General features: G+C 37.9%; 27 protein-coding genes. 1 reads left to right on the top strand and 26 read right to left on the bottom strand.

The genetic code is table 11. The annotated features are described in order from the left end of the window. Window position 1: 1 nt before the first annotated feature. From MKY13_RS05985 to der, 26 genes are all read right to left on the bottom strand, one after another. Window positions 2-946, bottom strand: a complete 945-nt coding sequence (locus MKY13_RS05985) for an ABC transporter permease (RefSeq protein ID WP_191698154.1) — start codon at window positions 944-946, stop codon at window positions 2-4. 71 nt (window positions 947-1,017) lie between these two features. Further along, a complete protein-coding gene (locus MKY13_RS05980; RefSeq protein WP_191698155.1) occupies window positions 1,018-2,586 on the bottom strand; it encodes an ABC transporter substrate-binding protein in 1,569 nt (522 codons plus the stop codon). Window positions 2,587-2,599: 13 nt separating this feature from the next. After that, on the bottom strand, window positions 2,600-3,622 hold the full coding sequence (locus MKY13_RS05975; RefSeq protein ID WP_339215743.1) for a serine hydrolase: 1,023 nt from the start codon (window positions 3,620-3,622) through the stop codon (window positions 2,600-2,602). Window positions 3,623-3,626: 4 nt separating this feature from the next. Further along, window positions 3,627-4,478 (bottom strand): MurR/RpiR family transcriptional regulator, encoded by an 852-nt coding sequence (locus MKY13_RS05970; protein ID WP_339215742.1) that lies wholly within the window; start codon window positions 4,476-4,478, stop codon window positions 3,627-3,629. Between the two features lie 127 nt (window positions 4,479-4,605). Then, the gene (gene aroA, locus MKY13_RS05965; RefSeq protein ID WP_339215741.1) at window positions 4,606-5,895 is read right to left on the bottom strand and encodes a 3-phosphoshikimate 1-carboxyvinyltransferase; all 1,290 of its coding nucleotides are present in this window, start codon (window positions 5,893-5,895) and stop codon (window positions 4,606-4,608) included. 56 nt (window positions 5,896-5,951) lie between these two features. Then, a complete protein-coding gene (locus MKY13_RS05960; RefSeq protein WP_191698159.1) occupies window positions 5,952-7,049 on the bottom strand; it encodes a prephenate dehydrogenase in 1,098 nt (365 codons plus the stop codon). After that, complete coding sequence (gene hisC, locus MKY13_RS05955) at window positions 7,046-8,146, bottom strand: histidinol-phosphate transaminase (protein ID WP_339215739.1); 1,101 nt, start codon at window positions 8,144-8,146, stop codon at window positions 7,046-7,048. The genes MKY13_RS05960 and hisC overlap by 4 nt, the downstream gene beginning before the upstream one ends. A 25-nt stretch (window positions 8,147-8,171) precedes the next feature. Further along, window positions 8,172-8,534 (bottom strand): chorismate mutase, encoded by a 363-nt coding sequence (gene aroH / locus MKY13_RS05950; protein ID WP_191698161.1) that lies wholly within the window; start codon window positions 8,532-8,534, stop codon window positions 8,172-8,174. Further along, the gene (aroB, locus tag MKY13_RS05945) at window positions 8,531-9,622 is read right to left on the bottom strand and encodes a 3-dehydroquinate synthase (protein WP_339215737.1); all 1,092 of its coding nucleotides are present in this window, start codon (window positions 9,620-9,622) and stop codon (window positions 8,531-8,533) included. The genes aroH and aroB overlap by 4 nt, the downstream gene beginning before the upstream one ends. A gap of 1 nt (window position 9,623) precedes the next feature. Then, window positions 9,624-10,805: a chorismate synthase gene (aroC, locus tag MKY13_RS05940; RefSeq protein WP_339215735.1), complete on the bottom strand. Its 1,182-nt coding sequence runs from the start codon at window positions 10,803-10,805 to the stop codon at window positions 9,624-9,626. A 250-nt stretch (window positions 10,806-11,055) separates the two neighbouring features. Continuing rightward, window positions 11,056-11,826: a protein-glutamate O-methyltransferase CheR gene (locus MKY13_RS05935; RefSeq protein ID WP_339215733.1), complete on the bottom strand. Its 771-nt coding sequence runs from the start codon at window positions 11,824-11,826 to the stop codon at window positions 11,056-11,058. A gap of 80 nt (window positions 11,827-11,906) precedes the next feature. After that, window positions 11,907-12,137, bottom strand: coding sequence for a hypothetical protein (locus MKY13_RS05930; RefSeq protein WP_191698165.1), 231 nt, complete (start codon window positions 12,135-12,137; stop codon window positions 11,907-11,909). A gap of 30 nt (window positions 12,138-12,167) precedes the next feature. Then, complete coding sequence (locus MKY13_RS05925; RefSeq protein WP_191698166.1) at window positions 12,168-12,389, bottom strand: hypothetical protein; 222 nt, start codon at window positions 12,387-12,389, stop codon at window positions 12,168-12,170. A 45-nt stretch (window positions 12,390-12,434) separates the two neighbouring features. Continuing rightward, window positions 12,435-12,650 (bottom strand): hypothetical protein, encoded by a 216-nt coding sequence (locus MKY13_RS05920; RefSeq protein WP_191698167.1) that lies wholly within the window; start codon window positions 12,648-12,650, stop codon window positions 12,435-12,437. Between the two features lie 158 nt (window positions 12,651-12,808). Further along, window positions 12,809-13,228 (bottom strand): nucleoside-diphosphate kinase, encoded by a 420-nt coding sequence (gene ndk, locus MKY13_RS05915; RefSeq protein ID WP_191698168.1) that lies wholly within the window; start codon window positions 13,226-13,228, stop codon window positions 12,809-12,811. A 113-nt stretch (window positions 13,229-13,341) separates the two neighbouring features. Continuing rightward, entirely contained in the window at window positions 13,342-14,316 is a 975-nt protein-coding gene (gene hepT, locus MKY13_RS05910) for a heptaprenyl diphosphate synthase component II (RefSeq protein ID WP_191698169.1), read from the bottom strand. A gap of 22 nt (window positions 14,317-14,338) precedes the next feature. Then, a complete protein-coding gene (locus tag MKY13_RS05905; protein WP_191698170.1) occupies window positions 14,339-15,040 on the bottom strand; it encodes a demethylmenaquinone methyltransferase in 702 nt (233 codons plus the stop codon). Window positions 15,041-15,064: 24 nt separating this feature from the next. Beyond that, window positions 15,065-15,811 (bottom strand): heptaprenyl diphosphate synthase component 1, encoded by a 747-nt coding sequence (locus MKY13_RS05900; protein WP_191698171.1) that lies wholly within the window; start codon window positions 15,809-15,811, stop codon window positions 15,065-15,067. 77 nt (window positions 15,812-15,888) lie between these two features. Continuing rightward, the gene (gene mtrB / locus MKY13_RS05895; RefSeq protein WP_191698172.1) at window positions 15,889-16,104 is read right to left on the bottom strand and encodes a trp RNA-binding attenuation protein MtrB; all 216 of its coding nucleotides are present in this window, start codon (window positions 16,102-16,104) and stop codon (window positions 15,889-15,891) included. A gap of 55 nt (window positions 16,105-16,159) precedes the next feature. Continuing rightward, window positions 16,160-16,729: a GTP cyclohydrolase I FolE gene (folE, locus tag MKY13_RS05890; RefSeq protein WP_191698173.1), complete on the bottom strand. Its 570-nt coding sequence runs from the start codon at window positions 16,727-16,729 to the stop codon at window positions 16,160-16,162. Between the two features lie 387 nt (window positions 16,730-17,116). Beyond that, complete coding sequence (locus MKY13_RS05885) at window positions 17,117-17,389, bottom strand: HU family DNA-binding protein (protein WP_004232618.1); 273 nt, start codon at window positions 17,387-17,389, stop codon at window positions 17,117-17,119. A gap of 198 nt (window positions 17,390-17,587) precedes the next feature. Next, window positions 17,588-19,054 (bottom strand): stage IV sporulation protein A, encoded by a 1,467-nt coding sequence (spoIVA, locus tag MKY13_RS05880; RefSeq protein WP_339216863.1) that lies wholly within the window; start codon window positions 19,052-19,054, stop codon window positions 17,588-17,590. A gap of 147 nt (window positions 19,055-19,201) precedes the next feature. Then, entirely contained in the window at window positions 19,202-19,924 is a 723-nt protein-coding gene (locus tag MKY13_RS05875) for a hypothetical protein (protein WP_191698174.1), read from the bottom strand. 19 nt (window positions 19,925-19,943) lie between these two features. Further along, a complete protein-coding gene (locus tag MKY13_RS05870) occupies window positions 19,944-20,192 on the bottom strand; it encodes a DUF2768 domain-containing protein (protein ID WP_191698175.1) in 249 nt (82 codons plus the stop codon). A 173-nt stretch (window positions 20,193-20,365) separates the two neighbouring features. Beyond that, a complete protein-coding gene (locus tag MKY13_RS05865) occupies window positions 20,366-21,379 on the bottom strand; it encodes an NAD(P)H-dependent glycerol-3-phosphate dehydrogenase (RefSeq protein ID WP_191698176.1) in 1,014 nt (337 codons plus the stop codon). A gap of 114 nt (window positions 21,380-21,493) precedes the next feature. Next, on the bottom strand, window positions 21,494-22,804 hold the full coding sequence (der, locus tag MKY13_RS05860; protein ID WP_191698177.1) for a ribosome biogenesis GTPase Der: 1,311 nt from the start codon (window positions 22,802-22,804) through the stop codon (window positions 21,494-21,496). 227 nt (window positions 22,805-23,031) lie between these two features. On the opposite strand from der, the gene MKY13_RS05855 reads away from it, so the two are divergent. Further along, window positions 23,032-23,643: a TetR/AcrR family transcriptional regulator gene (locus MKY13_RS05855; protein ID WP_191698178.1), complete on the top strand. Its 612-nt coding sequence runs from the start codon at window positions 23,032-23,034 to the stop codon at window positions 23,641-23,643. The last annotated feature ends 17 nt before the right edge of the window (window positions 23,644-23,660 follow it).

Here is a 23,660-nt window from a genome sequence, read left to right as displayed (position 1 = left end):
ATTATTTGTAATTTATTCGTGGGTCTAAATAAGCGTATAATATATCCACGATTAAATTGACCATAACAAAGACGAATGATATAAATAGTACACTTCCCTGTACAACGGTTAAATCGCGTTGTGTGATGCCTGTTAATACATATTGCCCTAGCCCCGGTAAAGAGAAAATCTGCTCAATAATGACCGCACCACCAAGCAATGTACCGATTTGCATACCGATAATTGTTAAGATAGGAATTAGCGCATTCCTTAATGCATGATTTAAAATGGTTACGCGTTCTTTTGCACCTTTTGCACGGATTGTTCGGATAAAATCCTGTCGTAATACCTCTAAAACTGTGGATCTAGTCATTCTCATAACTGCCGCTGCCATCGTCGTACCAAGTACCAATGCTGGAATAAGCATTATTTCCAAGTTTTTCATTGGGTCTTCGAATAATCCAACATAACCTATAGGCGGACTGTAATTGAAAAATAAAGCCAAAATCAAAATTAATACAGTAGCAAATGCAAAGTTTGGTATCGAAACACCTAATAATGAAATCGTACGCACTGTAATATCTGTCGCACTATTTCGTTTAACCGCTGCCAATAAACCGAGCGGTATTGAAATCAACCAAGATATAATGGCCGCTAAAATTGTTAATTCGAATGTCAATGTAAATCGGCTTAAAATTTCAGGGAACACATCCCGGCCATTTCTCATCGACTCACCGAAATCTCCCGTAAGTACTCCACCCATCCAATTCATATATTGTTTAATGTACGAATCATTAAGTCCAAATTCATTTCGTAATGTTTCTAAAGATTCCGGTGTTGCATCCGTACCTAATATTGTTTGCGCTACATCTCCCGGTACGACACGCATCATTAAGAAAATAAAGATAGAAACACCAAACAACACAGGCACAAGCATGAATAAACGTCTTAAAATATAGCTTGTCATGTATCGATTTCATCTCCTTATTAAAAAATAGAGTGCTAGGGTATTCCCTACCACTCTATTCATAGCTTATTTTATTCTTTTTGTGCTGAATTGAAATCTGATGCATTATGTGGATATGGCGTATAACCCGTAACACCTTTTCGAACAGCTACATAGTTTTTTGGAGAAACTAAAAATAAATTCGGCGATAAATTAATTAACATTTCCTGTGCTTCTGTATAAATGGCTTTTCGCTCTGCTGGATCAGTAGCTTGCAATCCTTTTTCTACAGTTGAATCATAGTCCGCGTTTGCGAAGTTCCATACGTTTGCAGAACCTGTTGAGCTGAAGAAGTAATTCAATGCACGGTCAGGGTCAATACCCGATGAGTTACGCCCAATTAAAATATCAGCAGTTTTATTGCTCCAAGTATCAATATACTCGCCCCACTCAATTTGCTTAATCGTGGCATTTACACCGATTTCTTTCCATTGCTGTTGCAATAATTGTGCTGTATCTACCATATCCGGATAACTTGAAGCCGTTGTAATGGTAATATCAAAGCCATTTGGATGACCTGCTTCAGCCAATAAAGCTTTTGCTTTTTCAATATTTCGTTTATAAAGATCTAGTGATTCCACATCTACAGACCAATCTCCCATCGATGGTGCCACCGGACCTGAGATTAACCCTTCACCACTCCAAACAATATCAAGAATTTCTTGACGATCTGTCGCTAAACTTAGCGCCTGTCTTACTTTTTCATTATCCAATGGTGCCTTTGCGTTATTGAAGCCGACATAGCTATATTCCAAAGATTGATATGGAATAATTGATAAATCCTCATTATTTTCTAGGAGTTTTGTAGATTTGGCTGAAATCGTCGTAAAGTCAATTTCACCTGTACGTATTGCTGATAAACGAGCCGACTCTTCCGTCATTGTATAAAATGCCAATTTCGCAGCTTTTGGTTCGCCTTCTACATGGTAATCTTCATTTTTAACTAATGTGACATTGTTGTCCGGCACCCATTGTTGAAGTTTGAATGCACCTGTTCCATCAGCATTTTGTTGTAAATCTCCATTTGCTTCAACTGTTTCCTTTGGTACTACTACAGCACTTCCATGCGTTAAGTTGGATAGGAACGTAGCTTGTGGTTTATTTAAAGTAAATTTCACTTCATAGTCTCCTACAGTTTCAATGGAAGCTACATCAGCAAAATATGAACGAATATGGGAAGCAGTATTTTCATCCATGATACGCTCAAAACTATATTTCACGTCTTCAGCAGTCATTTCACGGCCATTATGGAATTTTACGCCTTCCTTTAATTTAAATGTATACGTTGTGTCATCTTCTAGATTCCACTCTGTTGCTAAACTTCCGATAATATTCATATCTTTATCAAACGTTAGTAAGCCTTCATAAATTTGTGAATAAATTCGTGAAGATGATGCAGCTGGTACTTTATGTGGATCTAAACCAGCAGGCTCTTGGTCGTTTGCAATTTTCAGTTCACTCTCTGTTGCTGTTTCTGTAGTTGTTCCACCATCAGTAGTAGGTTCTGATGATTCTGTTGAATTATCTGCATCATCGTTTGAGCATGCCACTAAAACGATCGTCAATAACATAGTGACAAAGAAAAATAAGTACTTCTTCATTAAAATTCCTCCATTAACGTACATAATGAATTACTTCGTTTCGAATTTCATACATGTCTTTTGGATTTTCAACATGCAGTCGATTCGCTAAAAATGTAATGACTCTCTTTGTTTTTGGCTCAATGTACAACATAGTTCCGGTAAAACCTGTATGACCCAGCCCGTTCATAAATAATCCACTTTTGCTAAAACCTAATGTTCTCTCATTCTCATTAAGCTCCAGCAAAAATTCTACAAGTTCAGCGTCTAAGAGCGAACCACCTCCTTTAATGTATAATTGTCCTAACTTACTAACCGTTTTATAACTTCCAAATAATCCGGCATGTCCAGAAACCCCTTCAAAAAAATAATAGGCATTACCGTCATTAACGTGACCAACTATAGGCTGTTCAGGTGACCGCCAATTTGAGAATGTTAAGCCCCTCTCCTTGCACATCTCATGTTCGATTTGATTCCCATACTCTGTTGCAGCAAATTCGGATTTCGGGCGGTTCAATAAAAAGCCACCATCGTCATCACCAATTTCATTTAGAATAAATTGAATCTGCTGTTCAAAAGTTCTAGCATCAATGCATTCACAGATAAAGCGTAATAGCATAAAATTTAGGTCGCTATAGGTCACTTCATTGCGTTTCGCATCTTTTGTCACATCAATATCATTTAGTATCATTTCAAAGCTTTTGCCATACTGATTATCGTTATAAAATGGATACCAGCTAGTAATACCTGATGTATGAAGCAGCAATTCACGAACCTTAACGTTACCAATTACTGGTGGGCCTATCTTAAAATCTCCCAGGCGGTCATCTAAAGACAGTCGCTTATTTGAGATATGATGAAGTACCAGTGTTGCAGTATATAACTTTGTTAAACTAGCTAAATCAAATAACTTTGATCGATCCATTGGGATTTCCCTATCTTTATTTGCCCAGCCTAAAGCAATAGTTTCGTAATCTTTTCCATCCTCCCAAATATTACAAATACCGCCTGCATAATATTGTTCGTCAATGCCTCTTTGGATAATTTTATGAAGCAAATAATCACACCCCTTTTTGAATAACTGCTTTAGTCTCTTTAAATAACTGAACAGATTTTTCAAAATCTTTCCGAGCGATACAAGTAAATAAAATATCAATCATATTTAGTTGTGAAATACGTGAAGAAGTTGCTCCTATACGCTCATTGGCTTCAGTAACTGATACATACAAATTAATATCAGCCAATGATTGAACTGTATTATTAATAAACGTAGTCAAGGCAATAATCGTTGTTCCTTTTTCCTTTGCTAACTTTGCAAATTCAACTATTTCCTTCGTCTCTCCTGAGTATGTCACTAGAAATACGATATCGTTTGGCTTTAAATGAACAGATTTCACAAGCATTTGATGACTGTCCGTCAAAGCTTCGCAACGTTTATCAATCCTTTGGCATTTCAGCATAAAATCCTGTGCTACTAATGCCGATGCCCCTACACCTGCAATAAAAATGGAATCGGATTTATACAGCATTTCAATTGCGTCATTAAGCTTCCCATAATCAATCAGCTTTACCATCTCCAAAATCGCATTTTGATTGTTGTTAGAAATAATGGATACTGATTCCTCCAATGACGAATCTTTTAGTAGTTGCTTGTAAATGCCCTGCTGTTGATGTTCCATTTGCATATTTAAAGATGTTAAGATTCCCATCTTTAAATCCTTGAACCCTTCAAATTCCAATTCTTTGCAAAATCGCACAATTGTTGCTTCACTTTTTTTGCTCGCCTGTGCCACTTGTTGGATGGAATTATTTATTACAAAATTAGGGTTATGCAGAATAAATTTTGCAACTTCTTTTTGAGTAGGTTTTAAATTATTAAAAATCATTTCAATTCTTGTAATGGCATCTTTCATTTCAAACATCCTTTTATGAAACTTTATTTCATAATAAACCAAATAATAAGAAATTTCATTACATTTTTAAAATTTTTCCTTTAAAGGGAAAAATAAAAAGAAAGCGACAATTATGCCGCTTTCCTTTTTATTTCGATAAACTATTAAGATGTTCAAAAAATGTTGGATACGAAACCGCGATACAGTCTGCGTCATCCAGTGTAACTTCTCCGTCTGCAATTAATGCAGCGACAGCCCCCATCATACCGATTCGGTGATCGCCGTATGTTTTTAAGGAAGCACCTGCTAATTTTGTAGGACCTTCAATAATCATTCCATCATCTGTTGCTTCAATATTCGCACCTAGTTTTTTCAGTTCATTCACAACGGCATCGATGCGGTTTGTTTCTTTTACCTTTAGTTCTTCGGCATCCTTAATAATCGTTTTACCTGTTGCTTGTGTTGCCAACAGAGCGATAATTGGGATTTCGTCGATTAGTCGAGGAATAATTGCCCCCTCAATTACTGTGCCTGTAAGTTGAGATGTTCCAATTATAATTGTTGCAGTGGGCTCCGCTGCGTTTGCATCATCAATCTCGATTGTCATATTGGCACCCATATTTTGAAGCACTTGTAGGATGCCATCTCGCGTATCATTTACACCTACGTTTTCCAATACGATGTGACTATTATTAGTAATGGCCCCTGCGACTAAGAAAAAGGCTGCTGATGAAATATCACCTGGTACGTTCACATGTGTTCCCGTTAGCTGTTGTCCACCTTCAAATGACACAACACCGTCATTTACTGTTACATTTGCACCAAATTGACGTAGCATACGCTCTGTATGGTCACGTGATACTTCGCTTTCTCTTACAATAGTTGTACCTTGCGCGCGAAGCCCTGCCATTAGGATGGCTGACTTTACTTGTGCACTTGCTACAGGCATAGTGTAATCAATCGCTTGTAATGGACCACCTTGAATCGCGAGTGGTGTATATTGTCCGTTTTCCCGTCCTGCAATTTGTGCACCCATTAAACGAAGCGGATCGGCTACACGGCGCATTGGACGCTTGCCAATTGAAGCATCACCCGTCATAACTGTATGTAGCGATGTACCTGATAAAATCCCGAGCATTAAGCGAGTAGTTGTTCCGGAATTCCCTGTGTATAATACTTCTTTTGGTTCCATCCAATTATCAATACCTGGGCTATCAATCGTGACATTTGTTCCGTCCACTTCAATTTCAACACCCAACTTTTTAAAGCAGTCAATCGTGCTTAGGCAATCTTCGCCTAATAAAAATCCGGTTACCGTAGTCCTTCCTTTTGCGATTGAACCAAACATAACCGCGCGATGTGAAATAGACTTATCCCCCGGTATTGTAATATTCCCTTGTAATGCCACCTGTTCGTATTGTAACGTTTTTGAACTCATGCTCCGAACCCCTCCTTAGAAAAATACATCCCGCCTTCAAAAAGCGAGATGTGTCCTTATGAAATATACGTATCGTACTTTGCCTTATGTGCGATACATTGTGCTGCACGCTCACGGTCTTCATTTGTCTGGAAGCTTATTACTAAAATACCGAATACGTCTACCCTTGTTTCGACAATACGTATATTTGTAATACTAATATTATCTTCTGCCAAAAAGCCCGTCACTTCCGAAATAACACCTGGATAATCCGGAATATCTACATATAAATCATAAGGCATATATAATGCGCCGTTAGCGATTGGCAGGCTGTCACGAACATCCCGCGCATCGCTAAAATATGCTTCAATTGCCTTTTCATCACCATTATCCAATAATTGACGAACACGATTCATTTCTTCAAGCCATGTATCGAGCTGCCCGACAAGCTCTTTTCGATTTTGCAGTGTAATATCACGCCATAATGCAGGATTGGATGAAGCAATACGCGTAATATCACGGAAACCTCCCGCTGCCAATGAAGATGTCATCGGATAGGCCTTCTTTTCAAAATTCAGTTGATGTACAAGTGAAGCAGCTATGATATGTGGAAAATGGCTAACAACAGCAGTCATATGATCATGGATTTTAGCATCCACAACAACCATTTTCCCTAACGTAAATTTCAGCAAATTATCAAGCATTGCTAGCTTTTCGATTTCTTCGCCTTCATTTGGTGTTAGCATATAATAGGCATTTTCCAATAAATAAGGCTTCGCAGCAGTAATCCCACTTTTATGCGAGCCTGCCATCGGATGACCGCCGATAAACGTAATGCCTAGTTCTTTCAGTTCTTTTGCCTTGTCCATAATTTGTGTCTTCGTACTACCCGTATCAGTAATAATGACACTTTTTTTCAATTCCCATGATTTTAACTGCTCCATAAACTGGAGTGTCACGTTTACTGGTGTACCAAAAATAATAACATCTGCCTCTTTTGCAAATTCAGCTGGATCTTCTACAACTTCGTGTACAACCTTTAATGTGCTAGCTAATTGTCTCGTTTGTTCATGGTAGTCATAGCCATACACTTTCGTACGCGGAGCCTTTTGAAGAGCTAACGCAACTGAACCGCCGATTAGCCCTAGTCCGATTACGAAAACATTACGTGTCATGCAAATACTCCTTGTTCTGTTAATACATCTTCAAGCAACTGTAAAAACTTCGCATTTTGAGCTTCAGTCCCAATCGTAACTCGTATATAACCTTCTAAACCAAGTGCAGCACCACTGCGGATAATAAATCCGCGCTTCATCATTTCTTCAAAGACTACGTTACTATCAGCCTTCACTTCAAACATAATAAAGTTCGTTTGAGACGGGAAATAGTTTAATCCATGACGCTCACAAAATGCCACATACTGTTTTTTACCGATTTCATTTGCCACACGACAGCTCGCAATAAACTCCTGATCTTGTAAAGCAATTTGTGCAACCTGTTGGCTTAACACTGTATTGTTAAATGGTGCGCGTACTGGATCCAACTTTGCAATAACTTCCGGCTGTGCAATGCCATATCCCACACGGAATGATGCCAAACCGTAAGCTTTTGAAAACGTGCGAAGTAAAATTAAATTCGGATATTCACGGAAATAATGCAGTGTATCCTTATAAGATGGATCATTGACATACTCAATATAAGCCTCATCCAACACTACAAAAACATCTTCAGGCACTTTTGCTAAAAATGCACTTAGTGCTTCGTCTGACACAATTGTTCCTGTAGGATTATTCGGATTGCATACCCAAACGACTGATGTTTTCTCATCAATGGCCGCCAGCATCGCATCCAAGTCATGCACACCTTCTTTTAAAGGTACTTTACGTACTTCGGCTCCTTCAATATCTGCGTTATGCCAGTATTGGGAAAACGATAAATCCGCCATCACGGTATTAACGCCTGGATATAATAATGCACGCGTTATAATAGCAATTAAATCATCGGAACCATTCCCTAATATCAATTCATTTTCCGCAACACTATAAAATTCCGCTAAAGATGTGCGTAAGCTTTGTGCATAGCCATCCGGATATATCGCATGATTTGTTTGTTGCTCCTGTAAAAATTGTTGCACCTTTGGGGAACTGCCAAAGGGATTTTCGTTGGAAGCAAGTTTAATAACTTCATCCAATCCGAAAATTTTTTTTACTTCTTCAATCGGTTTTCCCGGTTGATAAGCTTTCATGCCAAATAACTGTTGTTTCCACTTCATCGTTAACGTCTCCTCTAACTGGCGATTATTTCACTAAATCTGGTCTTAACTTTACCGCATCCTCTAAATAAACATGACGGACTTCATGTTGCGGTATATCTGTATTAACATGCAATAAAACACGTATACATAATGGCAATGCACCAGGTACATCCATCTCGTGCATACACATGATCGGTACATACTGCCACCCTGGCATTGTGCGTACTGACTTTGCAGGAAAGGCAGAGTGGATATCGGGTGTTGTTGATATTGTAACGGATGCAATATTTTCCGGTTCAATATTGTTTTGCTTAGCAACTTCTTTTACAAGTCTCGCTGTTTCACCCCATACGTATTCAGCTTTATCTTCAGCAATCGTTATTGCCCCACGTATTCCACGAATCATTTTTGCACCTCCGCCAGTAATGCTCTTAATTGTTGGTCAATTTGTTCACATTTTTCAAGTTCAACTTTCTGAACGAATGGATGACCGATTGTATCAAGTAATACGAACTGTAATTGTCCGTAGTCTGCTTTTTTATCTTTTAATAAATACTCAGTTAACTGTTCGAATGTAAAGTCATGAACCGCTTCAAAAGGATAACCGTTTTCTAGGGCAAACTGTAAAAAGCGCTTCGTAAATTGATGGTTTACCTTACCGTATTGTTCACTTAAAAGTAACGTATACAGAAGACCAATCATGACTGCTTCGCCATGTGCCACTCGACCATAGCCTGCTGCAGCTTCAATTGCGTGCCCATAAGTATGGCCTAAATTTAAAAATTTACGTACAGATTGTTCCGTCTCATCCTGTTCTACAATCGTTGCTTTTACTTGGATGCCGTGCGCTAAATAGTTAACTAACGTCTCCTCTGGAAGTTTCGTTACAAAATCGCCTTCCAAAAGTTCCTCAACCCATTGCGCATCTGAAATTAAAGCATGCTTAATTACTTCTGCCATCCCTGAGCGTACTTCTTTTTCACTCAAACTATGTAAAAACGTAATGTCATAAATGACAGCTTCCGGCTGATAAAATGCACCAATCATATTTTTCCCGAGAGCATGGTTAATGGCTGTTTTCCCGCCAACCGCTGAATCATGCGCCAAAATCGTAGTCGGCACTTGGACAAACGGAATGCCCCGCATATAAGTCGCGGCAACAAATCCTGCCAAATCACCTACTGCACCGCCACCAAAAGCAATTATAAGAGACTTTCGTGTACATTTTTGTTCCAATAAAAATGTTTGTACGGCATTATAGTTTTCAAAGCTTTTGCACGTTTCCCCGGCAGGCATTATATGGAGGTGGTACTCATACGGGAAATTAGCTTCAAAATAATGCTGCTGTGAACTCCAAACATTTTCATCTGTCAGCACTACAATTTTATCTGCTTTTGCAAATAAGTAGTTAAGTGCTGTCACTGCTTCTTTCAATATGCCTTTCCCAATCGTTACATCATACGAATGAGATGCAGCCCGAACTGGAATCTTCATATTAAAACCCCTTTGTATACTGACGCATTTCATCTAATTGTGCTTTTAGCTGTGGCAACTGATCACTATGGAACTGTTCTACAATCGCCTTCGCGATTTCCCAGGCAATAACATGTTCAGCAACAATTGAAGCTGCAGGTACTGCACAGCTGTCAGAGCGCTCTACACTTGCTTTGAAAGGCTCTTTCGTTTCAATATCAACACTTTGCAATGGTTTATATAATGTAGGAATTGGCTTCATTACTCCTCTTACAACAATCGGCATTCCAGTAGACATACCACCTTCAAGACCTCCTAGACGATTTGTTGCACGAGTATAACCTTTTTCTTCATCCCATAAAATTTCATCGTGTACTTCAGATCCCTTTTTACGTGCCATTTCAAAACCGATTCCGAACTCAACACCTTTAAATGCATTGATGCTTAACATAGCTCCTGCAAGCTTCGAATCCAATTTACGGTCATAATGTACATAGGAACCGATCCCAGCTGGCAACCCTTCTACGATGACTTCAACGACACCACCAATGGAATCACCTGCTTGTTTTGCCTCATCAATCGCTTCCACCATTTTTGCCGAAGCTTCCGGATCTACACAGTAGCATGGATCCTGCTCAACAATTGTGCGTATTTCGTCTGCTGTTTTGCCTTCCAATAAGTTCTGGTTCGCTTTAATGCCAACAATTTCAGTTACATGTGCAACAATTGAAATGCCTAGTTCATTTAACAATGCTTTTGCAACAGATCCAACAGCAACGCGCACCGTCGTTTCCCGGGCACTTGAACGTTCTAATACGTTACGCAAATCTCTGTGACCATATTTCATTCCACCTACTAAGTCCGCATGTCCTGGACGTGGACGTGAAATTTGGCGTTTAATTTCGGATGGATCAATATCTTCCGGCAGTTCTTCTGCCCCCATGATTTTCGTCCAATGCTTCCAGTCATCATTCGTTACTACTAATGCAACGGGAGATCCCAACGTCTTTCCGTGACGAACCCCAGATACAATTTCTACAGTATCTGTTTCAATCTGCATGCGGCGTCCACGACCGTGGCCTCCTTGACGACGTTTTAAATCATAATTGATCTTTTCTGCGGTAATCGGTAATAATGAAGGCAACCCCTCAATAATTGTTGTTAGTTGTGGTCCGTGTGACTCACCTGCTGTTAAATAACGCATTAAACACTTTCTCCCTTCAACTCGCTAAAGTATGTATTTTTCACTATAACATATTTTATACTAAATAACAGTACTGATTCACCTAACTAATATGTCATTTTAGAATATTCTGAACGTTCCAACTAAGAAACGGCACAATTATAAGCAAATAAAACAAAAATACACTTTTCGCTATTTTATACGAAAAGCGCATTAGTATGTAGCTTTTAAAGTATTTCACAGCAGTCTTACTAATTTTTAAAAAGCTATATTATTTTTTGCGGTAAAAGAATGTATCCTCAACTTCAAAGTCATATCTGGCAGGATTAAAGATTTGCTCCGTTGACCCGACAAATAAAATTCCACCAGATCGCAATGATTTACTGAAGTTCGCATAGATTTGATCTTTAGCTTCCTCTGTAAAATAAATCATCACGTTTCTACAAACTATTAAATCAAAATTTGATTCGTAATTATCCTTCAATAAATTATGCTTCTTAAAAGTGACCGTACGTTTAATCTCATCTTTAACTTTATAGAATTGTTCTTCCTGGTTAAAGTACTTAGCTTGTATCGGCTTTGGCACCTCTGCAAGAGAACGTTCAGGATAAAGACCTAATTTTGCTTTTTGGAGTACATTCTCATCCAAGTCCGTTGCCAAAATATTTATTTGGGATAAAGGCAGATGATGGGATAGCACCATTGCTAGGCTATAAGGCTCTTCGCCTGTAGAGCAGGCCGCACTCCATATTTTCAACCTTTTATTCGATTGCAGCAGTAAAGGGAAAATCTTATTTTGTAATACTTCCCAACGCTTTCCATTTCGATAAAACTCAGAAACATTGATTGTCATGCGATCTAGAAATTCATTCATCAAATCTCGATCTTTTTCCAGAGCCGAAAGAAAATCAACGAAATTACCGAAACCTTTCTTTTCATATAACGATGTTAACCGGCGTTTCATCTGCGCTTCTTTATATAGAGCTAGATCAATGCCCGTCTTGCGCTTAATGCCATTTATAAATTGAACATAATCTGACATTGTCCATCTTTCCCCTCATCTAACGTATGCCTATTATAGCCGAAAATTTCTGAATCTGAAATAGTTTTTACCTATAAAGGTTATTCAGTGCGTCTGTCCAGCAAAAGCTGTTTTGACTGTTCAAGCTCAAGCTTCATTTTTTCAGTTTCTGAATCATAGCTTTGTAAACGGATTTGTTCAAGCTGTGTCTCTTTTTCCAGCATCTTTATTTGTAACTTTAAACTCGATCGTTTATGGGCAGTTAATATTGCTGTAAGTGCAATAACGGCTCCAGAGCCAAAAATAATAGAGATAATAAGAATATCTTCCATACGGTTTAATACGCTCCCCTGATTAATATTTTACTTACCTGATTGACTTGTTGATTGTGTATCGAGCAGTAACTGTTTTGTATGTTCCAATTCAAGCTTCATCTTTTCTGTTTCTTTATCGAAATTTTCAAGTCTTAGTTTTTCTAGCTCGATTTCCTTATCAAGACGTTTTAAATCAATTTTTTTATTTCTAGTATACGTATCTGTTAGAATTCCTACTACAGCGATTATTGTAATCATTATCCAAAACATGAATGTCACCCCTTCTAAAAAAATCGCTATTGGTTAAATAAATACTTACTTTTGTTTATGTTCTAATAATAATTGCTTTGAATGTTCTAATTCCAAACGCATCTTTTCTGTTTCTTTATCATAATTTTCAAGACGCAATTTTTCCAACTCGATTTCTTTCGTTAATTTATTTACATCGATTCGTTTGCTTTCATTGCGCGCATCGGTAATGACTGCAATCGCTCCCACTGCCATTACTGAAATAACGGCTAAAACCCACATAAACATCCCCCTAATTTCACTCAGTATTTTTTATACGTATGTATCCCGAAAATAGTTTCATTATTCGGATTTTATTATACCATTAATAGGTAATATTTTTCGTGTTGAATATAAAAAAAGCTACCACTTTAAAAGTGATAGCTTTTCAAAAATATCAATTATTCAGCTAAGCCTTCTGGGAACCATAAACCGATTTCACGTTCAGCAGAAGCTAAAGAGTCAGAACCGTGGATTACGTTGTGAGATAAAGTTACAGCGTAGTCACCGCGGATTGTACCAGGAGCTGATTCTTCTGGCTTTGTAGCACCCATCATGATACGAGATAATTGGATAACGTTTTCGCCTTCCCAAACCATACCGAATACTGGACCTGAAGTAATGAAGTCTACTAATTCACCGAAGAAAGGACGCTCAGCGTGCTCTGCATAGTGTTTTTCAGCTAATTCACGAGTTGGTGACATTAATTTTGCTCCGCGCATTACGAAACCGCGACGCTCAAAACGATCTACGATATCACCAATCACTTGACGTTCTACGCCATCTGGTTTAACCATTAAAAATGTTTTTTCGATTGCCATTATAAACACTCCCTAAATTTGAGTAAAAGGTTTTACACCTACCGATAAATATTACCAAAATCCTACTCAAACTGCAACAAATATTAGATTTTGCTATATATTGGCTGTTGTAATCAAGATTTTCGCTTACCCATAAAAAGAGCAATATCACGCAATTTTTTCTTCATCGGATGATCGGGTAATGCTTCTACTTCTTTTAAAGCTTTTTTTAAGTATAGATTGCTGATTTTAGTTGCTTCTTTGATGGCATCCGAATTGCGTACGAGTGCCAGCATATTTTGACGTTCCTGCTCCGATAGTCCCGTTGTTGACACTTTTGCTAAGTATGGGGCAAGTAATGGATTGTCCTTCATTAATAAAATCGGCAATGTAACATTTCCTTGCATTAAATCACTTCCAGCCGGTTTTCCAAGCTGTTTGTCTGTTGCTGTGAAATCTAAAATATCATCTACTATTTGAAAGCTCATCCCTACAAAATATCCGTATCGCTTTAAGTGGCGCACTGTTTTTTCATCAGCACCGCTCACTACCGCACCTAATTCACAGCTTGATTCGATTAACAACGCTGTTTTTCGTTTAATACGGCGGAAATAATCTTTCAAATTTTGATCTAAACGAAACTTATCCTCGATTTGAATGACTTCACCATTTACTAGTTCTACCATTGTTTTAGCTAATATTTGATGTGCTCTCGGATTTTCAATGCTTGTTACGTATTCCAGTGCACGTGCAAATATAAAATTCCCTGTATACATCGCCACACGGTTGTTCCACTGGGCTTTTACCGTTTCCCGTCCGCGACGCATATCTGAATCGTCAATCACATCATCATGTACTAATGAACCCATATGAATTAATTCTAGTGGGACGGCGATATTTTTCATTCGCTCAATATTATAGTCACCAAATTTAGCACTTAGTAACGTAAATACTGGTCGAATTCGTTTACCACCAGCTTGCAGTAAATGAATAGAGGCATCATTCAATAAGTGTGAAGATGAATTCAACGCTTGTTCTAATTCGTTTTCGATGATTTCTATATCTGATTTGATATCCGCATATAGCATTTTGATTTTCATCTTTTCCACGCGTCAAAACCTACTCCCACTATTATTTCTTTTTAAAACCCATGTGCATAGCTGCTGCCCCACCGCTATATGGTTTATATGTGACATTTTCATACCCGGCTTCACGGAACATTTGCGCTAGCTTTTTCATACCCGGAAAGTCTTTCGCCGACTCTTGAAGCCATGAATATTCTTTATAGCTTTTTGCAAATAATTTTCCGAACATTGGCATGATATAGTTAAAGTAAAAACGGAAAAGTTGACGATATACCGGAATTTCAGATTGGGATGTTTCAAGACAAACAACCATGCCACCTGGCTTTACAACACGATTCATTTCACGTAATACTTTCATATAATCAGGTACGTTTCGCAAACCAAAGCCAATCGTTACATAATCGAATGTATTATCTTCAAATGGAAGCTCCATTGCATTCCCATGAATTAACTCTATGTTTTGAATATTTTCTGTTTTTTGCTTGCCGACTTTCAGCATGTTCTCACTAAAGTCCAGCCCTTTTACAATACCTTCATCACCTACTGCCTTTGATAGGGCAATAGTCCAGTCAGCAGTACCGCAGCAGACATCCAAACATGCGGAGCCCTTTTTAACGGCCATACGCTTCATCGTATCATCACGCCATCCGACATGCATTTGAAAGCTGATAACGGAGTTCATTTTATCGTAGTTTTCTGAAATGTTTTCAAACACTTCATGAACATGTTCTTCTTTCGATTTTGCCATTTTTTCAAAACCTTTCTAAATTCACTACAAAGTGATGTATTGCTCAATGGAATGTTTTAAATCTTCATGGATATGGCTTCGCTTCACAACTTCCAACACCTGCTGTTGTCGGATAATCAGTTGTTCATGCAACCATTCCATTGTTGAGTCAAGAATAGTTGGATTATCAGCCAATGCCAACGCTTTATATAAGAAACCTCGTTTTGCATCCTGTATCAATCCATATTCTTTTTTCAAACGAATAAATGTCAATGTGTTTTCCATAAGTTCAGAATAGGCATTGTAACCGTATACATCATAGTATTGCGAAATCAATGCGCTTTCAATTACCGTTAAACTATGAATCCATTGCTCAACGGAACGGGTTTGTGTCTCATAAATGCGAATTTGATGCTCACAGCGATTTACAATCCCTTTAGACAGTTTCTGAATTAATCTAATATTTCCGGACTGTGCAAGAAGTTGATAATAGCGGCCGCTATAATAATCTCCCGACAGGACAATGAGTTGTTGCTCCTTACTTGTAGCATCTACTTCCAATACTTTTTCGTGCTCCAGAAGTGATGCATGTACAATTCCAACAGTTATTGCACTTACTTTATGGTCGTCAGTCATTTCAGCCCCATTCAAAAAAGGCAACTGAATAAAAAACAATTGTTCTTCTTGTAACGTAGGTTGTCCAACATTTTGAAGTAATGCTCTATGATGAACATGCTGTAGAATATTTGATTGTAACGTTTGAACCGATTGTATAATAGATGTTGCACTCATAGAAATTACTCCATTTCAATGTTTTAAAGCATTTAATCAAAATTTTTTATGATATATAGCTTGTGCTTTTGTATTCATTATTTTTTACTTTGGATTGTTCCATGGGCAGAATGAATTTTAGCTTTTCCGCGAATTTTCATTGCAGACGTATGCTCAGTAAACTGGGCAATCATTACTTCGCCAGCATCCAACTTTTCAGAGTGGTGAAATTTTGTATCAGTGCCACGAGTTAGACCAATTACATGTACACCATCTTCTTCTGCTTCAATAATAATATAATCTGGTTGTGCCATTTAATAATCCCCCCACCTGTTAATTTCTTTGTTTATAATACCATATTTGTCCGGCTTATTTCATTTGGATGAAAGTAATCACTTCGTTGCGCTTTGTATCATCTTCTTCATAAATACCGCGCGCGACAGCTGTCACCGTTTTAGAACCAGGTTTCTTCAACCCGCGCATTGTCATACACATATGCTCGGCCTCGACAACAACATAAACTCCTTTAGGGTTTAACATTTCCATAATAGTATCTGCTACTGTAGAAGTAATGCGTTCTTGCAGCTGTGGACGGCGTGCAACAGATTCCAGGCAGCGTCCCAGTTTGCTTAAACCGGCTACTCTACCGTCTTTTGGTATGTATGCTATATGTGCTGTGCCATAGAAAGGAACTAAGTGATGCTCGCACATAGAGTAGAACGGAATATCCTTTACTAATACAAATTCTTCGTGGTCTTCATGAAAAACCGTACTAAAATAATCACGTGGATCTTCATTTAAACCACTGAACATTTCTGCATACATTTTTGAAACACGTTTTGGCGTATCAAGTAATCCTTCACGCTCTACATCTTCCCCTACTGCTTCTAAAATCATTTTTACTGCGTCTTCTATCTTTTTCAAATCGACATTTGCCATGGAAATCAGGTCCTCCTACAAACCAAAACGTTTTTATGTATACGTCTATCTATATTTATTCTCATTAAATGCTATTATTTTCGTTATAAAATACACTCTTGAATCGTAGCACATTAAACGCGTAAGTTCAAAAGAGTTCTACTTTTTTTAGCATAGTTATTCAAAAACAAAAAGAAATGAACCAGAGTGCTAAATTCACAGTTCAATTCAGGTACCTTTTCGGTAGTCCAAAGCGATAAAACAGAGGTCTATGCGCTTTAGCCATGACGAATGCCAAACTTAGTATACGGTTATTAAAAAGCACGCCACCCTATCAGTTTCCAGGCATCAAAAAAGAGCAGCTCTCAGTTAGACTGAGAGCTACTCTATGTACTTCTAGAGGCTGATTTATTTTACAGCGTCTTTAAGTGCTTTACCTGGTTTAAAAGCAGGTACTTTCGAAGCAGCGATTTCGATTTCCTTACCTGTTTGTGGGTTACGACCTTTACGCGCTGCACGCTCACGAACTTCAAAGTTACCAAAACCGATTAATTGTACTTTGTCACCCTTTGCAAGAGCATCTTGAATTGTATCAAATACAGCTTCAACTGCTTTAGAAGCGTCTTTTTTAGAAAGACCTGCAGCTTCAGCAACAGAGTTTACTAATTCTGTTTTATTCACACCATTCACCTCCTCTCAAAGGGTCATGAATCTAAATCCTGTAAAAAGATTAACATACAGAAAACCGCTACGCAACTGAATTCATTCAGGTTTTGCTTATATTTTAACTTTTTTTGCAAAAAAACAGAAATTACAGGACAATTCACCTATAAAAGTGAACGGTCCTGTAATTTTTCAATCATAAATTTATATTGAAATTTAAATAATAAATGTAATTAAACCTCTTTCCCCTTCATTTATTAATCTTTCCAACATTAAACGCATTCTGTTTTTTGCATGAGTTGGAACACCACTCATTTTATAGCGGATACTTTCTGTTAGTACTTCATGTAAAGGTGTACCGAATAATTGAGTTTGCCATAATGCCTGGCGATCATATTCATATGCATGCTTCAGATCCTTCAGCAAATGCTGACTATGAAACTCTGAGCCAATTAATGGCGAAAACTCCGCTTCCATATCAATTCGAATAATATGGTAGGATGGGGCAGTTGCTTTCATTCGTACACCGTAGAAATTATTTTGTTCAATCAATTCAGGCTCACTTGGAGTAAATTCGTCCATTGCAGGCAATGTCACACCATAACCATCTTCTTTCGCCTGTTCAATGGCTTCACGGAATCTGCTTTGCGCCGCTTTGGCTTCTGCTGCCTCCTTTATAAACAAGAGCCATTCTTTTTTCGATTCAACTGGTTTATCGAGCCATTCTGCACATGCTTCTTTATAATAGTCATTGTGGATATTGACACGCAACGTTGCAATACCTTGCCCGGCATCAATATTTTCCACTGTACAGCTTTCTATAAAATCAATTTCACGGAGCAATTGACTTGCTGCTTCTACATCACGAATTTTCATCGCATCATCTTGTAATTGTGACGTAGCAAATGATAATGTTTCATTTAAATGATGATGCTCATCCAACACATCCAACCAATCCGGTTTCTCTACTTGAATCTCATTTACATTGAATTCAAATAAGGCTTCTTGCAAAATCATCATAACATCGTTTAATTGCATCTGTTGAATCGAAGTTGGGATTACAGGTACATCATATTTTTGAACGAGTGCTTGTTGTAGATTCTGTGTTTCAGCCGAATGTGGGGCTGTACTATTCAGCACAATTACGAATGGCTTTCCGATTTCCGTAAGCTGATCTATAATTTGCTGCTCCGCTTTTTCTACAGCAGCCCGTGTCATTCCATTTACCGTTCCATCCGTCGTTACGACAATTCCGATATTGGCATGGTCACGAATAACTTTATCTGTCCCAATTTTCGCAGCTTCCTGAAACGCAATTGCTTCATTATGCCATGGTGTTTGCACATATTTTGGTCCTGACTCGTCTTCATAACCCTTTGCTCCCTCAATTACATATCCGACACAATCAACAAATCGTACACGGAAAGGTATTGCGCTTTCTCCAAATGCAACAGTTGTACCTTGAGCAGGGACAAATTTCGGCTCTGCCGTCATGATCGTAGGTCCAGGAGAACTTTGAGGAAGCTCATCCATCGCACGCATACGGTCTTCCGCATTTTCAATATTAGGCAATATTACGCCTTCCATGACCTTTTTAACAAACGTCGACTTACCAACACGAACTGGTCCTACTACACCAATATAAAGATCACCATTCGTACGTTCCGCCAGTTGCTGAAAAATATGCTCGCTAATCGTATTGCCTCCTTTATATGCCTTAATCTTCTGTTTCCAGTTAAAGTATTCATTATCAAAACACTATATGTATATTCGTTTTTAAATATGAAAAAAGGTGTACTAAAAGTTTCACCTTTTTGTACACCTTTTCTGTTATTTTTCTTTTTTTGTTGGATCATACCAAATGATTGGTTCATTGTTTTCATCTACTGTGTATGGAAGTGAATATGCTGGTACTACCGGAAAATTATCCACTAGTATTTCCCGAATGTCGTCACCAGGCTGCGCGACAATATCGTTATCTTTCATATACGTATATAAATCAATCGAATAATCAACGTATAAATCCCCTTCAGCCGATACAACAATTGGTAATTGATTATTCGAATAAGGACTCTGAACTGTCACATTTTCTTTATAACCAATATTTTCAAAGTTAACTGTATAAACATGCTCTGCCACTTTATCTTTAAACTGTGGATATTTCGTCCCTTTAAATCGAATATTGATTTCACGTATACGTTCAGGCGTACGTAAATCAACAAGCTTCACAGTTGGGTTTTCTTCCGGATTCCAAATAATATACTGAAAAATTCCACCCTTTTCATATGCATTCCCCGGCGGCGAACCAATATATTTCGGAACAAGTTTTTCAAAATCAATTAAATATTTAATAAAAATGTCTGTGTCCTGATCGCGCGTTTTAATTGGCAATACCCCTGTATCTTCACGGTACTCATTAACAGCCCGCTGGACACCCGCAAGCATATCGACATCAGGTCTTAGGCTGGATTGATCGAAGTTAGACGAGGAGCCACACCCTGATAAAAGCAACGTGATGATGGATAAAAGCACAAACCATTTTGAAAATTTCATAATATGTATTCCCCCTACCTTAGTTCGGCCATGTTAATATGACAAGTACCATCAATAATGTGCCGATAAAAAACATTACATAGGCAACAAGTTTAATTAAAAACGATAAAAACGTATTATGTATCCATTTACGGACTGCTGTGATAATTAATAATGATGCTAATAATAAGCCAATTGAATAAAACGAAACCCACATAACATCCAATGCATGCATAGAAGCTAAAGGTCCACGTGCAGAGTTTAATAGTAGATTTGACATCGGATTCATCAATAGTAGAACGTGTTGCAATGCTAAAACCGCCTTCCTATAAATTTTCACGGATATTCCGCTAATAATTATAGCCTTTTCAGGTAAAAAAAAACAGGAGGCATACAAGTATCCCTCCCTATTTGTGACAAATTATTAAATTTTATAGATTTACCGACCTTAAAATAAGCCGATTAGCTCATTTCATCGATTTCGCTTTTTTTCGTTCGTAACATTAAAGACTCTACTAATGCTTTTGGTTCCATATCATTAAATAACACATCGTATAATGCTGATGTAATAGGCATTGAAACTTCGTATTTTTGTGATAATTGATAAGCTGCCTTTGTCGTACGTACACCCTCTACAACCATCCCCATCTCTTCCAGTACTTGATCAAGCTTCATTCCCTTTCCAAGCATATTACCAGCCCGCCAGTTACGTGAATGGACACTTGTACAAGTTACGATTAAGTCGCCCATTCCTGTCAGTCCTGCAAATGTAAAAGGATTACCGCCCATTTTTACACCGAGACGTGTAATTTCTGCTAATCCACGTGTAATAAGAGCTGCCTTTGCATTATCTCCAAAATTAAGACCATCCGTCATACCTGCTGCAAGAGCAATTACATTTTTAAGTGCCCCACCTATTTCAACACCAATCACATCATCATTCGTATACACACGTAAATAATGGTTCATAAACAGATCCTGCACCTTTTCCGCTGCCTTTAGATTTTTGCAAGCTGCGGTTACCGTTGTAGGATGCTGCAACACTACTTCCTCCGCGTGCGAAGGTCCTGATAGAACGACGATGTCACTAACAGCATCAGATGCCAGGCTTTCTTTCATCAACTCAGAAATACGCATTAAAGTATCCGGTTCTATTCCTTTTGAAACATGGACAAATAAAGCCTTGTCTGTAATATAGCTTGAAATTTCTCCGCAAACTTCGCGGATTCCTTTTGTTGGTACAGCCATGACGATTGTTGAGCCATGCTTTGCGGCTGTTTCTAAATTAGCAGTTGCCTTTAAATTCTGCGGCAGTACTGTATTAGGTAAATATTTTTTATTCGTATGTTGCTCATTTATTTCGTTCGCCTGATCTTCACGATGAGACCAAATTAACGTATTGTGTCCGTTTTCCGCCAAAACGATTGCAAGTGCAGTCCCCCAGGAGCCTGCGCCTAAAACTACTACATTTTCCATTAATAAACCCCCAAATCTACTTAAAGTTTCTTAATATCATTTACTTCAAGCTAAATTCCCTTTATGTACAAAAACGCTAGTTCATTTTCATAAACTAGCGCTCTGTACATTTAATTAGTCACGAGCACGTGTAATAAGACGTATTGGAGTACCTTCGAAATCGAATGTCTCACGAATACGGTTTTCTAAGAAGCGCTCATATGAGAAGTGCATCATTTCAGGTTCATTTACGAATACAACGAATGTTGGCGGTTTAATTGCCACTTGTGTTGCGTAGTAAATACGTAAACGACGCCCTTTATCTGTTGGTGCTGGATTACGTGCAATGGAATCTTCAATTACTTCATTTAAAATAGATGATTGAATACGCATCGCATGATTTTCACTAACACGTTTTATAATAGGTAAAATATTGAGTACGCGTTGTTTCGTTTTTGCTGAAACAAAAACGATTGGTGCATAATCCAAGAATAAGAAATGCTCACGAATTTGTTCTGTGAATAAATTCATCGTTTTCTCGTCTTTTTCAATTGCATCCCATTTGTTTACAACAATAATTACCGCTTTACCAGCTTCATGTGCATAGCCTGCGATTTTTTTATCCTGTTCTTGAATGCCTTCATCTGCATTCAGAACAACTAAAACAACGTCAGAACGTTCGATTGCGCGCAGTGCACGTAGCACAGAATACTTTTCTGTTGTTTCATAGACTTTCCCTTTTTTACGCATACCCGCCGTATCAATAATGACATAATCTTGCCCATCATGTGAGTACGGAGAGTCAATTGCATCACGAGTTGTCCCTTGAATTTCACTTACAATAACACGTTCCTGACCTAAAAAGGCATTTACAAGTGATGATTTCCCAACATTTGGTCGACCAATTAATGAGAATTTAATCGTATCTTCATCATATTGCTCTTCATCAGGTTGCGGGAAGTGTTTTGCACATTCATCCAATAAATCCCCTAAACCTAAACCGTGCGAACCTGAAATTGGCCAAGGCTCACCAAAACCTAATGAATAGAAGTCATAAATCATATGACGCATATCCGGGTTGTCGATCTTATTAATTGCCAATACAACCGGTTTTTTTGTTTTATATAAAATTTTTGCTACTTGCTCATCCGCAGCGGTTACACCTTCACGACCATTTGTCATGAAAATAATAACGTCCGCCTCATCAATAGCGATTTCTGCTTGCTGGCGGATTTGCTCTAAAAATGGCTCGTCCCCAATTTCAATACCACCAGTGTCGATAATATTAAATTCATGTGCTAACCAATCAGCCGAACTATAAATACGGTCACGTGTTACACCGGGGATATCTTCCACGATCGATACACGTTCTCCGACAATTCGGTTAAAAATTGTCGATTTACCTACGTTCGGACGTCCTACGATGGCGATTACTGGTTTTGTCATCTGTACTTCATCCTTCCAAACTCTTGTCTTTCCGTATTATACACGAATTTGACTATTATATCATTTTTTCACAACATTCTAAATGGAATTATTGAATAGAAGACATTCTTAGGAAATCAAGTTAATAAAATTAATTTGGAGTTAAATGCAATTACTAGGAAATTATTTCAGAAATATATTGTATTTTCTGAATATTTTGCATACTATAAAACTGAGAGGTGATTCATATGTCAGAAATTATAAATTTGTCTTCTAATAATCCCCAACCACTTACAAAGAAGGGAGAAAAAACACGTCAACATTTACTAAATATTGCTGAAGAAGTTTTTGGTGAAAAAGGTTATTTTAATGCCTCCATTGTTGATATTACGCAAAAGGCAAATGTAGCCCAGGGAACATTTTATAATTACTTCCCTTCTAAGCAGTCCATTTTCGAAGAACTTGTGCGTAACATGAGCCACACATTTAGAAGTGAAATTAGAAATGCTATTAAGGCGGCAGATAGTTTTGAAGAGTCCCAAAGAATTGGCTTCCGTACATTCTTTTCCTGGGTAAAAAATCATCGGAATTTGTACAGTATTATTCAGCAAACTGTTCTTGTGGATGAGAAACTTTATCGCTGGTATTACGAGCGCTTAGCATCGGGATACATTAAAGGATTGGAAGAAGCAATTGGTAAAGAGGAAATAAAGAAATACGATTCCGAAACAATTGCTTATTGTTTAATGGGTATTAGTCAGTTCTTAGGGATGAGGTGGATTTACTGGGAAGATAAAGACGTACCAGAGGATTTGTTAGAAGATGCAATAGCCCTTATTTTCCAAGGTTTACGAAAATAATTGCAGGAGTGATGTCA

Origin of the sequence: Solibacillus sp. FSL W8-0372 (genome assembly GCF_037969735.1) — a bacterium.
Classification (GTDB): domain Bacteria; phylum Bacillota; class Bacilli; order Bacillales_A; family Planococcaceae; genus Solibacillus; species Solibacillus faecavium.
This window is presented reverse-complemented; position numbering and strand designations above follow the sequence as displayed.